The organism is Gymnodinialimonas sp. (assembly GCF_059726805.1).
The window spans coordinates 1,687,937-1,700,732 of sequence record NZ_AP041059.1 but is presented as its reverse complement, the minus strand read 5'-3'; the positions used below and the strand labels follow the sequence as shown (position 1 = coordinate 1,700,732).

10 protein-coding genes are annotated in these 12,796 nt (G+C 66.0%); 2 read left to right on the top strand and 8 right to left on the bottom strand.

What is annotated here, in order from left to right; translation table 11 throughout:
- Positions 1–251: 251 nt before the first annotated feature.
- Complete coding sequence (locus tag AC6I9R_RS08370; RefSeq protein ID WP_461425116.1) at positions 252–1,883, top strand: AMP-binding protein; 1,632 nt, start codon at positions 252–254, stop codon at positions 1,881–1,883.
- A gap of 50 nt (positions 1,884–1,933) precedes the next feature.
- Positions 1,934–2,953 (top strand): hypothetical protein, encoded by a 1,020-nt coding sequence (locus AC6I9R_RS08365; RefSeq protein WP_461425115.1) that lies wholly within the window; start codon positions 1,934–1,936, stop codon positions 2,951–2,953.
- A gap of 67 nt (positions 2,954–3,020) precedes the next feature.
- Here the strand turns inward: AC6I9R_RS08365 and AC6I9R_RS08360 are convergent, their stop codons facing one another.
- From AC6I9R_RS08360 to AC6I9R_RS08325, 8 genes are all read right to left on the bottom strand, one after another.
- Positions 3,021–4,169: an SPOR domain-containing protein gene (locus tag AC6I9R_RS08360; RefSeq protein WP_461425114.1), complete on the bottom strand. Its 1,149-nt coding sequence runs from the start codon at positions 4,167–4,169 to the stop codon at positions 3,021–3,023.
- Between the two features lie 72 nt (positions 4,170–4,241).
- On the bottom strand, positions 4,242–4,874 hold the full coding sequence (gene upp, locus AC6I9R_RS08355; RefSeq protein WP_461425113.1) for a uracil phosphoribosyltransferase: 633 nt from the start codon (positions 4,872–4,874) through the stop codon (positions 4,242–4,244).
- On the bottom strand, positions 4,871–5,842 hold the full coding sequence (locus tag AC6I9R_RS08350; RefSeq protein ID WP_461425112.1) for an adenosine deaminase: 972 nt from the start codon (positions 5,840–5,842) through the stop codon (positions 4,871–4,873). Before AC6I9R_RS08350 ends, upp begins: the two co-directional genes overlap by 4 nt.
- Complete coding sequence (locus AC6I9R_RS08345) at positions 5,839–7,077, bottom strand: phosphopentomutase (RefSeq protein ID WP_461425111.1); 1,239 nt, start codon at positions 7,075–7,077, stop codon at positions 5,839–5,841. Before AC6I9R_RS08345 ends, AC6I9R_RS08350 begins: the two co-directional genes overlap by 4 nt.
- 1 nt (position 7,078) lies before the next feature.
- On the bottom strand, positions 7,079–8,389 hold the full coding sequence (locus AC6I9R_RS08340; protein ID WP_461425110.1) for a thymidine phosphorylase: 1,311 nt from the start codon (positions 8,387–8,389) through the stop codon (positions 7,079–7,081).
- Positions 8,386–8,784, bottom strand: a complete 399-nt coding sequence (locus tag AC6I9R_RS08335; RefSeq protein ID WP_461425109.1) for a cytidine deaminase — start codon at positions 8,782–8,784, stop codon at positions 8,386–8,388. The genes AC6I9R_RS08340 and AC6I9R_RS08335 overlap by 4 nt, the downstream gene beginning before the upstream one ends.
- A gap of 66 nt (positions 8,785–8,850) precedes the next feature.
- Positions 8,851–10,374 (bottom strand): response regulator, encoded by a 1,524-nt coding sequence (locus AC6I9R_RS08330; protein WP_461425108.1) that lies wholly within the window; start codon positions 10,372–10,374, stop codon positions 8,851–8,853.
- A gap of 127 nt (positions 10,375–10,501) precedes the next feature.
- Positions 10,502–12,778 (bottom strand): NADP-dependent malic enzyme, encoded by a 2,277-nt coding sequence (locus AC6I9R_RS08325; protein ID WP_461425107.1) that lies wholly within the window; start codon positions 12,776–12,778, stop codon positions 10,502–10,504.
- Between the last annotated feature and the right edge of the window lie 18 nt (positions 12,779–12,796).

Sequence of the window (12,796 nt, the reverse complement as noted above, 5' to 3'; positions counted from 1 at the left end):
GAACACGCGACGATCCGGGCAGCACCGCAGTGTGTCCTCATCGGCGTAGTTTTGCCGATTCCATGTTTTTTTGCCCGGTCCGCGACGGAAACCCCGCCCCGCCCCGTGTTGATAGATGTCCCCGCCGCAACCCTGCGGCGCGCCGCCTGCCCTGCTCTCTCATTCCCCCTCGGGGCAGGCGGTCCTTTCGCCCTTCCCTTTCCCCACCGCCTGCGGCAAGACTTTCGCCAGTTTTCTGGGAGGATCGCACAATGGGTTGGATGAAAGATGAGACTGGGCTCGACAAGACGCCCGCCAATTTCGTGCCGCTGACACCGCTCAGCCACCTGTCGCGCGCGGCCCGCGTGTTTCCCACCCGCACCGCCGTGATCGACGGCGCCCACCGCAAAACCTACGCCGAATACCATGCCCGCGTGTCCCGCCTCGCCTCGGCGCTGACCAAGCGCGGCATCCAGCCCGGCGACGTCGTCTCCACCATCCTGCCCAACACCTACGCCCATGCCGAGGCGCACTTCGGCGTGCCCGCCGCCGGGGCGGTCCTCAATGCGATCAACATCCGCCTGGATGTCTCCACCGTCGCCTACATCTTCGACCATTCCGAGGCCGCGATGATCCTCGCCGACACGCAGTTCCTGCCCCTCGTGGAAGACGCGCTTCAGACCATGGAAGGCCCCGCGCCGGTCATCATCGAGGTGCCCGATCCGGGCGCGGGCCACCCCGCCACGGGCCGCTACACCACCTATGAGGATCTGCTGGCCGAGGGCGATCCGGACGCGCCCTGGCAGATGCCCGAGGATGAGTGGGAAAGCATCGCGCTCAACTATACCTCCGGCACCACCGGGCGGCCCAAGGGCGTGGTCTACCACCACCGGGGCGCCTATCTGATCACCATGGGCACGCCGATTTCCTGGCGGATGACGCTGTTCCCGATCTACCTGACCATCGTGCCGATGTTCCACTGCAACAACTGGTGCCACACTTGGATGATGCCCGCCGTCGGTGGCACGCTGGTCTGCTGCCGCGATGTGACGGCAGAGGCGATTTACAATGCCATCGCGGACGAGGGCGTGACCCACATGGGCGGCGCGCCGATTGTGCTCAACATGCTGGTCAACGCCAAGGACGACGACCGCCGCGCCTTCGACCATACGGTCGAGGTCTTCACCGCCGGGGCGCCGCCCGCCGCCGCCACCCTCGCGGCGATCGAGACGATGGGTTTCCACGTCACCCAAGTTTACGGGCTGACCGAGTCCTACGGCCACGCCACCGAATGCGTCTGGCAGGACAGCGATTGGTCCGATCTGGATGCAGCGGCGCGCGCGGGCATCAAGGCCCGTCAGGGGGTGGAGCTGCCGAACATGCACCACATCACGGTCATGGACCCCGAGACGATGGAGCAGATCCCGATGGACAGCTCTGCCACGGGGGAGATCATGATGCGCGGAAACGTCGTCATGAAAGGCTACTACAAGAACCCCAAAGCCACCGCCGAGGCATTTGAGGGCGGCTATTTCCACACCGGCGACATCGCCGTGCAACACCCCGACAGCTACATTCAGATCGCCGACCGGGCCAAGGACATCATCATCTCGGGCGGCGAGAATATCTCGTCCGTTGAGGTTGAAGGCGTGCTGATGCACCACCCCGCCGTGCTGCTTTGTGCCGTGGTGGCCAAGCCCGATCACAAATGGGGTGAGATCCCCTGCGCGTTCATTGAACTGAAAGAGGGCGCAGAGGCCACGGAGGCCGAGATCATCGCCTTCGCCCGCGAGCGGCTGGCAGGTTTCAAGACGCCCAAACGCGTGGTGTTCAAGGAGCTCCCCAAAACCTCCACCGGCAAGATCCAGAAGTTCGAATTGCGCGGCGTCGCCAAGGCCCTCTGACCCGTGCTATAGCTGGTCCGAGCAGAACGCTAAGAGGCGATTGGCAGCGGATGACCGCCCTCAACGAATACAAGCGGCTGGAGGCCCTCGGCCTCTGGCGCGAGAGGTCCGAGGACCAGCGGCGCGAGGTTGTCGTGGCGTTGGGCGAGGCGACGCTTGTGATGTCCCAGGCCTCGGGCGACGCAATCGGCCACTGGTCCCTGCCCGCCGTGGAGCGCCTGAACCCCGGAAAATCCCCCGCCCTTTACGCGCCCGCGCGCGACAGCGATGAAGAGTTGGAGATTGCCGACGCCGATATGGTCGAGGCCATTGAACGCATCCGCACCGCCATCGCCAAGGCCCGCCCCCGTCCGGGCCGCTTGCGCCTTGCCCTGGGCGTGGGCTTCACCGCGGCGGCGGTGGGCCTGGGCGTCTTCTGGTTGCCCGACGCGCTGACGCGTCAGACCGTATCACTGCTGCCCGAGGCCAAGCGGGTCGAGATTGGCCAGCAGTTGCTGGGGCAGATGACCAACATCGCGGGCCGTCCCTGCACCGGGCGCGGGGGGCGCACCGCGCTGATGCGGCTGTCGGTGCGCGCGTTTGGCACCGAGGACGCGCCGCAGCTGGTGCTGTTCCCCACCACCATCCCCGATACCCTCAGCCTGCCCGGCAACATCATTGCGGCCTCTGCGGCCTTGGCTGAAGACTTCGAGACGCCAGAGGTGCTGGCCGGCTACCTGCTGGCCGAAGCCGCCCGACGCGCCGTGCAGGACCCGCTGGAAACCTTCCTGTCGGAGGCCGGGTTGGGCGTCACTTTCCGCCTGCTGACCACCGGAGAGATCGCCGATGAGGCGATCCACGCCCATGCCGCGCGCCTGCTGTCGCGCGACACGGTGCCGGTGGCGGAAAGCGCGCTTTTGGCGCGGTTCGAGGCGGCGGAAATCTCGTCACAACACTACGCGTTTGCCCGCGATGTCTCGGGCGAGTCGGTGCTGGGGTTGATCGAGGCCGACCCCTTGCGCGGCGGCGCGGGGCCAGTCGTGTTGAACGACGCGGATTGGGTCAGCCTGCAAGAGATCTGTTCGAGCTAGGCCGCTTTATGGCCCAACGAGAAAGGGCGCCACAGGGGCGCCCTCTTCCGAAACTCTTTGACCTGGCTCAGTTACGCGTGATCGCGCCCGAGAACCCGGCACCCCGGGTTTGCACCAAGGCGCGACCCAGCGATTGCGGATCGCCGTAGGGCCCTGCCATCACGACGTAAAGCGTCTGACCCTGGCGTTGCACCTGTCCGATGCGGGCCGGAAGCCCGGCGGAGGCCAAGCGGGAATAGGCGCTGGTCGCCTCACCCGGGCCCTGGAAGGTCCCTGCAAGCACGTGGCGATGGTTAGCACCCACGCGCACCTCATTGGACGGCGCGGCAGGTTGCTCGGCCACCGGAAGGCGGGCGCGCGTGACCGGCGCGCGGGGCACGGCGGTTGGATCCGGCGTGGCGTTGCGCGCCGCAAGGGCAGCCGCGGCGGCCTGGCGGCGGGTGATCACCTGGGTGCCATGGGTCAGCGGCACCGATGCGATCTGGCGGGGAACGGTATTGGTCCAGACCTGCGCCATCTGCGCCTCGCCCTGGGCCGTCCCGATGCCGCGATAGGGGTTCAGGCGGCCATCGTCCCATGCCAGCTCATAGCCCGGCGGCGGGGCGCTGAGCGCGAAGCTGCGTGGGGTGCCCGTGCGCGGCTCGGCGGCGGCGCCCCCAAGGCTCGACTGAGGGCCGACGACATAGCCCGGGAAGTTCGCCTGCGGGCCGCAGCGCACGCCCTCACCGGTGAAGTAGGGCTGATGGGCGGCCGGCATGTTGGGGCATCCCGTGGCACCCGAGGGCGCCTGGATGGTGATCGGCGCGGTCTGCACCTGAACCTGGGGCACCACGACCGGCGCGGGTGCGGCAGCAACCACGGGGGCGGTTTGGATGACCGGCGCGGGCGCGGGTGCTGCAGCAGGCGCAGGCGCCGCACCGCCAATGACGGTCACGCCGCTAGTGGCGGCCAAATCCGGCTGGGTCTGGGCCACGCCCTGGGTCGGCGCCATGCCGCAGACCTGATCCCGGTCACGGCCCACGCGGGGCACCCATTCGGTGGCCGCCCCGAAACCGACGCGCACGAAAACGCAGCCCCGGCTGTCGACATATTGGTCGCCTGTGTAGGACGAGGACGGCGTCTCCGCCGGAACACCCTGTGCATAAGTTGCACCGGGAAGAGCGAGCCCTGCAGACAGGCTCAAGACCATGGCAAGGTGCCATTGCTTGTTAGACATGCGATATCCCCCAGATAAACGCTTGTGGATATCTTGGGCGAGTCGCGCCGCCAAGTAAAGGCTCTCAAACGATTATTTGGTTCCGAACATCCTGTCGCCAGCGTCGCCCAGGCCCGGAACGATGTAGCCGTGATCGTTCAAATGGCTGTCCAAAGCGGCGGTCACAATCGGCACATCGGGGTGCGCTTCCTTCATCCGCGCCACACCTTCTGGTGCCGCCAGAAGGCAGAGGAACCGGATGTTGCGCGCGCCGCCCTCTTTCAGCCGCGTCACCGCCGCAGCCGACGAGTTGCCCGTGGCCAGCATCGGATCGACCACAATCGTCAGCCGATCTTCCATGGCTTCGGGCACTTTGTAGTAGTATTCCACCGGCTGCAGCGTCTCGGGATCGCGGTAGAGGCCCACGAATCCGACCCGCGCGTTGGGGATCAGCTCAAGAATGCCGTCCAAAAGCCCGTTGCCCGCGCGTAGAATCGACACCAGCGCCAGCTTCTTGCCCTTGATCGCGGGGGCCTGCATCGGTTCCAGCGGAGTGTTCACCGTCACCGTCGTCATCGGCAGGTTGCGCGTCACCTCATAGGCCAGCAGGTGGCTGATTTCGCGCAAGAGTTGCCGGAACGACTTGGTCGAGCAGTCCTCATCGCGCATCAGGGTCAGCTTGTGCTGCACAAGCGGGTGATCAACGACGGTAAGGTGTTCACTCATGGCGTCTTCAACCTCTTTTGGATCATCTCTTTGGTGGCCGCGTCGCAGAACGCCGCGTCCAGCGCGGTCTGGTTCAACTCGGCGAAAACGGCTTCGTCATAGCCGAAGGTCCGGGCCAGATTTTCGTATTCTTGCGTCATCGTCGTGCGGAAGAACGGCGGGTCGTCGGTGGACACGGTCACCTTCACGCCGCGTTCGCGCAGACGCTCAATCGGGTGTTTATCAAGGCTCGGGTAGGCGCCCAGAAACACGTTAGAACCTGGGCAGACCTCCAGCGTGATGCCCCGCTCGGCGATCAGATCGCACAGGCTGGGGTCGTCAATGGCCTGCACCCCGTGGCCGATCCGAACCGGGTTGAGCGCGTCGATGCTGTCCCGCACGGACTTTGCGCCGCCCCATTCGCCCGCATGGGTCGTGATCTGCAGCCCGGCCTCGCGTGCGCAATCGAACGCCCAGGCATAATCGCCGGGCGCGCCCACGTCCTCGGCCCCGCCCATGCCGAAGCCGGTGATGAAATCGCCAGCGGTATCGGCGGCGCAGGCGGCGGTCTTCTTGGCCTGCTCGGGCCCGAAATGGCGGATACAGGTGATGATCCCGCGCAGGGTGACCTCGGGCAGGGCTTGCGCCGCCTCTTCGATGGCAGCGAGATACTCACGCCACAAGGTGATGTCCGAGCCGCCGCAGAAATCGGGCGACAGGAAGACCTCGGAGTAGACAATGCCGTGCGATGCGCTTTCTTCCAGGACCGCGCGGGTCAGGCGGGCGAATTCTTCCGGGCCTGTCAGGACCGAGCATGCCGCCTCATAGACCTCAAGAAAGTGGTTGAAGTCGCGGTAGGCATAGCCGCCGTCCTCGGTAAATATCCCGCTGATATCAATGCGCTTTTCCTGGGCGAGGCCCCGGATGAACGCAGGCGGGGCGGCCCCTTCCAGGTGCAGATGCAGCTCGATCTTTGGCAGATCTCTCATAGAAAACTCTTCCCCGCTCCACGATAGGGCAGGCCCAGATGGGCCGCCACCGAGGCACCGACATCGGCGAACCCGACCACGCCGATTTCCCTCGGCCCCGATTGCTTCGCGCGTCCCTGCCCGGAAACCGGACCCTTGGCAAGAACCGGCACGCGTTCGCGCGTGTGATCCGTGCCGGGCCACGTCGGATCGTTGCCATGGTCTGCCGTCAGGATCATCAGATCATCCGCGCGCAGCCGCGCCAGGACCGGCGCAATCGCTGCGTCAAACCACTCCAGATGCCGCGCATAGCCCGAGACATCGCGGCGGTGGCCATAGAGGCTGTCGAACTCCACGAAATTGGCGAAGACCAGCGCACCGTCCGGTGCCGTTTCCACGCTTTGCGCCAGGTGGTCCATCAAGACCGCATCGGTGCCTTTGAGCATTGTTCCGGTGTTCCGACCCGCAAAAATATCGCCGATCTTGCCAATGGTAATCACCTCGCGCCCGGCATCGGCAGCCGCATCCAGAAGCGTCGGCCCCGGCGGCTCGATGGCATAATCGCGACGGTTGCCGGTGCGCGCGTAGGCGCCGGGCGGGCCTGTGAACGGCCGCGCGATCACCCGACCGATACGGCGTTCATGGAGCAGCGGCGCGAGGTCTTTGCACAGGCGCAGGAGGCGGTCCAGCCCGAAGCTCTCCTCATGGGCGGCGATCTGGAACACGCTGTCGGCAGAAGTGTAGCAGATCGGCCAGCCGGTCTCCTCATGCTGCTGACCTAGGCGCGCGATGATCTCGGTGCCGCTGGCGTGAACGTTGCCCAAAACGCCGTCCGTGCCCGCCAACCGCTGGACCGCTTCCAACACGTCCTGGGGGAAACTGTCCGTCTTGTCAGGGAAGTAGCCCCAATCCCACGGCACAGGCAGGCCCGCCAGTTCCCAGTGACCCGAGGGCGTATCCTTGCCCGCGCTAACCTCTTCCGCCGCGCCCCAGAGCCCGTCTGGCTTAGCGCTAAGGCCCTTTACGGTCACGCCACTGGCCCGTTCCAACGCGGCCCCGAGGCCCAGGGCGTCGAGCGTGGGCATCCGCAACGTACCGCTGCGACCCTCTTCCGCCGCGCCCTCGGCGCAGGCCTTCGCGATGTGGCCCAAGGTGTTGGCGCCGGTGTCCGGCAGATCGCCGTTAAAGAACTCCGCCGCATCCGGCGCACCGCCGATGCCGACGGAATCCATGACCACAAGGAAAGCACGAGACATCTCAGGCAATCCTCTCGTGGATCAGGGGCGGCACCTCCAGCGCCGTATCGGACAGGGTGAACGCCCGCCGCAGGCGCGCCGCGACCGCGCGGCCCTTGTCCTCGTCGCCGGTGTGGATACGCGCCAGCGGCGTCGCGTCGTCCACCCGCGCCCCCAGCCGCGCGATGTCCGAGAGGCCGACCGCCGGGTCGATCCTGTCGTCCTCCCGCATCCGTCCGCCGCCCAGTTGCACCACGATCTCACCCAAGGCGCGGGTGTCGATGGCGGTCACGTAGCCGCCTTGGCCCGGATGCACATCCATCATCACCGGGGCGGCGGGCAACCGGTCCGGCCAGCGGTCGACGAAATCCACCGGGCCGCCCAGTTCCGCCACCATTTCCGCGAAGACACCTGCCGCAGAGCCGTCTTCCAGCACGCCGATGATGCGCCCCTCGCCATCCGCCGCGTCTGCCGCCAATCCGCCCAGGGCCAACAGCTCTCCGCCCAACGCCACGGTCAGCTTTTCAAGCGGCGTGTCGCGCTGCGCGCCGGTCAAAACCTTCATCACTTCAATGAGTTCAAGTGCATTCCCCGCTGCAACTGCCAAGGGCTGGTTCATGTCCGTGACAAGCGCGGTCGTCATGCACCCCGCGCCCTGCGCCGTGGCCACCAGCGCTTGCGCGAGCGCCAGCGCCTCTGTTTCCGAGCCCATGAACGCGCCCGAGCCGACCTTGACGTCCAGCACCAGCGCCTCCAGCCCCGCCGCCAACTTCTTTGACAAGATCGAGGCCGTGATCAGATCGATGGAGGCGACGGTTCCGGTCACATCACGCACCGCGTAAAGCCGTTTGTCCGCTGGCGCGATATCGTCTGACGCCCCGACAATGGCGCAGCCGATGTCGGCCACGATCTCTTGCAAATCGTCGGGCGACACTTGCGTGTTATAGCCCGGGATCGCCTCCAGCTTATCGAGCGTGCCGCCGGTATGGCCCAGACCGCGCCCCGAGATCATCGGCACGAACGCGCCGCAGGCCGCCAGCGCAGGCGCCAGCAGAAGCGACACACAATCGCCCACGCCGCCGGTGGAATGCTTGTCGATCACCGGCCCGTCGAGGCGCCATTGCAGGATGCGCCCGGTCTCGCGCATGGCGCGGGTCAGCTGTACCCGTCCTTCGTCGCCCAGGCCCTTCTGGCAGACCGCCATGGCAAAGGCTCCCGCCTGGGCGTCGCTGACGGTGCCGGTAGCAAGGCCCTCGGCAAACCAGAACAACTCTGCCTCCGTCGGCCGCGCGCCATCGCGCAGCTTTGCCAGAATCGTGCGCGCGTCACTCATGACGCCATATGGGCGGCGGTGAACTGGCCCGGCAAAAGCGTGGCCACATCGGTGCGCTCCGTGGGTCCTTGAGTTGTGGCCAGCGTCACCGTGACGTCGCCCTGCGCGAATTCCGCCAGCTTCTGGCGACAGCCACCGCAGGGCGGCACCGGCGTGGGGCTGTCGGCAATCACCGCGACCTCGGCAATGCGCGTGTCGCCCGCCGCGATCATGGCCGCAATGGCGCCCGCTTCGGCGCAGGTGCCCTCAGGATAGGCCACGTTTTCGACGTTACAGCCCAGAAAGACGTTTCCCTCCACCGAGCGGATCGCGCAGCCAACTTTGAAGTTCGAATACGGCGCATGGGCGTTCAGACGCACTTGGGCCGCGTGCTGGATTAAGGTTTCGTCGGCCATCGGAAGGCTCCTCGCGGGACGTGTCCGAGGCAATGTGGGACGTTGCGCGCGCCAGCGCAAGCGCCCTTACCCCAGCGTCGCCCGCCGCTTGCCGATCAGCTCCAGCAGGTCCGCGAGATCCGGCTTCAGATGCTTATGGGTCTGCCCCAGTTGGTCCAGCTTTTGGCGCTTGGCGGCAATATTGAGCACCTCTGCCATCTGGCACAGTCGGTCGGCCCCGACAGCCCCAGAAATCGCGATGAGGATATGGGTCTGCGCCCGGATCTCGGCGACGGAGGCCTCTGCCACCCCGCGCTCCAGCGCGACCTGCACCGCGGTCAGATCTTCGACCACACGGTCGAGCAGTTCCGCACTGCCCGGCCCACCGGCGGCGTCCAGCAGACGGTCCAGCCTGGCCTCGTCCATCTGTGGCCCAAGTCCTTGGCCCATAAGCACATCTTCGGCGTCAGGCTCCCCCGCGGGTCGCCCCACATGACGCAGGATCGTGCGGCCAAACTCTGCGCTCGAGGCGATCGGTTTGCCAATGATCCCGTCGGCGCCTGCCGCGTAAATCGCTTCCCGGTTGTCCCGCAAAACGTATGCGGTGATCGCCACCAGGGGCATCTTCGCGCGGGCATCGGGTGTGGCGCGCACCTGCTCCATCACCTCAAGGCCCGACATCCGCGGCATCTCGATGTCGATCAACCCGATGTCAAATTCCTCCCGCCCCAAGGCGTCCATCGCCGCCACGCCATCGGCCACGAAAAGCGTCTCGGCGTTCATCGCCGCCAGCATCTGGCGCAGAATGGTCTGGTTGGTCAGGTTATCCTCGGCCACCAAAATACGCAGGCCCGCCAGATCCGGCGGCGCGACCGGCGCCGGGCCACCAGCGACCCAATCCACCTTGTCTTGCGGGATCACCAGGCGGGCGCATCCCTGGCCCTCGGGCGCCAGGTTCGTAAGGGTAAGACGAGCGGGCAATACGGCGCTTAACTCGCGCACGATTTGCAGGCCCAACCCGCTTCCGGTGCTGCTGGCCGAGGGGCCGTGGTCCGGCCCCAGGACATGCGGCGGGAAGCCAGGCCCTTGATCCGTCACGCTAATCTCGAAGCCCTTGTCAGGATCACACGACAGATCCACCACAACATCGCCGCCAGCCGCATGGACCAGGGCGTTGCCCACAAGATTGCCCACGATCCGGTCTAGGGTGATTGCCGAGACGTTCAGCCGCTCTGGCAAGTCACCGTCCGGACGGATCGCGAAGTGGCTCCCCCGCTCCGCGGCACGCCCGCGCCAGCGGCGGTCCAGCGCCCGCACCCATTCCGCCACGTTGACGGCGGCAAATTCATTGCCGACCGACGTCTCACCGGCGGCGGTCAGAAGGGCGTCATCGACCAGCGCCGCCAGCGTGTCGGCGGCGGCGCGCACCCGGTCGATCTGGGTCTGTGTCTGGGGATCCAGTCGCGCCGTCTCGACCAGTCGAATGCCACCCAAAACGTCCGACATGGCCGAGCGGATGTCGTGGGACAACTGCTGCAACGCCTGCGACGGGCGGCGGCTGGCATCCTCTGCAAACGGATCGTGGGACAGGGGAAAAACCTCGGCAGACATGGGGCACCGACATGAAGGAGTAGGGCTACACCCTTACCAGATCGCGCGTCTTCGCGCCACACTCGGGCCCGTCACAGGGCACTGTGTGATGCAGATATACACAAGCTATCCACAGGTTTTTCCACAGCTAGCCGTAAAGGCTGACGGGCGTGCCTGCGAGGGCCGAGATATTCAGCAAGCCCCGCGCCGTGATGGAGGGCGTCACGATATGTGCGCGGTTGCCCATCCCCATCAGGATCGGCCCGACCTCCAGCGCATTCGCCTTCATTTTCAGGATGTTACGCGTTGCACTCGCCGCGTCGGTCGAGGTGAAGATCAGCGCGTTCGCGGCCCCTTCCAGGCGGCAATCGGGGAACACGCGGGCGCGCAACTCAGGATCGAGCGCGCTGTCGACATGCATCTCGCCCTCATAAACAAAGCCGCGCGCCTCGCTGTCGAGCATGTCGAGGGCGGCACGCATCGTCCGCCCCGACGCGCTGTCGAGGTTGCCGAACTGGCTGCCGGAACACAGCGCAATCTTGGGTTCCACCCCGAAGCGGCGCACATGGCGCGCGCAGCCAACCGTGGTTTCCGCAATCTGCTCGGGCGTCGGCACGGGATGCACCTGGGTGTCCGCAATGAAAAGCGGGCCGTCCTCCAGGATCATCAGGCTCAATGCGCCCACCGGCTTGTGCCCCTCTCCGCCGAGGATTTGTGTGACGTAGTTGAGGTGCCAGAGGTACTGCCCAAACGTCCCGCAAATCAGGCTATCGGCCTCGCCGCGTTGCACCATGACGGCGCCGATTGCAGTCGTATTCGTGCGCATGATCGCCCGCGCCAGATCCGGCGACACGCCACTGCGGGCCATAAGCCTATGATATGTTTCCCAATAATCGCGGTAGCGGGGATCGTTCTCAGGGTTGACCAATTGAAAGTCCCGACCGGGCCTGATCACCAGCCCCGCCCGCTCAATCCTCGCGTCGATGACCTCGGGGCGGCCGATCAGGATCGGCATATCCGTCGTTTCTTCCACCATCGCCTGGGCCGCGCGCAGCACGCGTTCATCCTCGCCTTCTGCGAAGACGATCTGCCGTTTCGCCGTCGCCGCCGCCTCGAACACGGGCCGCATCACAAGCGCTGATTTGAACACCGACTGGTTCAGCTTGGCCCGGTAGGCGTCGAGGTCCTCGATGGGCCGCGTCGCGACGCCGGATTCCATTGCCGCCTTGGCCACGGCGCTGGCGACCACCGCCGACAGGCGCGGGTCGAAGGGCTTCGGGATCAGGTACTCGGGCCCGAAGGTCAGCTGCTCGCCCTGGTAGGCGGCGGCGGCCTCTGCCGAGGTTGTGGCCCGCGCCATGGCCGCGATGCCTTCGATGCAGGCGATCTGCATGGCGTCGTTGATCTCGGTCGCGCCGACATCCAGTGCGCCGCGGAAGATGAAGGGGAAACACAGCACGTTGTTGACTTGATTGGGAAAATCGCTGCGCCCCGTGGCGATGATCGCATCGGGCGCCACGGCACGCGCATCATCGGGCAGGATCTCGGGGGTGGGGTTGGCGAGGGCGAAAATGATCGGCGCGGGCGCCATCTTGGCGACCATCTCGGGCGTCAGGACGCCCGGCCCGGACAGACCGAGGAACAGGTCCGCGCCCGCGATCACATCGCCCAGGCCCTTCGCCTCGGTCCCCTGTGCATAAGCATCTTTCTGCGGCGTGGAACCGCCGCGCCCCTCATACACGAGCCCGTCGATATCGCAGAGGAACACGTTCTCGCGCCGCACGCCCAGTTTCAGCAGCATGTTGAGGCAAGCGATCCCCGCCGCCCCGCCGCCGGTCGAGACGACCTTGATCTCGTCAAAGGACTTGCCCGTCACCCGCAGCGCATTGGTCGCCGCCGCTCCGACGACAATGGCGGTGCCGTGCTGATCATCATGAAAAACCGGAATTCCCATCCGCTCGCGGCACAATTGTTCAACGATAAAACAATCGGGCGCCTTGATGTCTTCCAGGTTGATCGCGCCGAATGTCGGCTCCAGCGCGCAGACGATATCGGCGAGCTTTTCCGGGTCCGGTTCATTCACCTCGATGTCGAAACAGTCGATGTTGGCGAACTTCTTGAACAGAACCGCCTTGCCCTCCATCACCGGCTTAGACGCCAGCGCCCCGATATTGCCGAGGCCCAAAACGGCGGTGCCATTTGACACCACGGCGACGAGGTTCCCGCGCGCCGTGTAGCGCGCCGCATTGGCCGGATCGGCCTTGATCTCAAGGCTCGCCTCGGCCACGCCAGGGCTATAGGCGCGCGCCAGATCGCGCCCGTTGGCGAGCGGCTTGGTGGCACGGATCTCCAGCTTACCGGGGCGGGGGTTCTCGTGATAGAACAGTGCGGCCTCGCGCAAACCGTCCTTTTTGTCGTCACTCATCCCAACACCCTCCCGGAA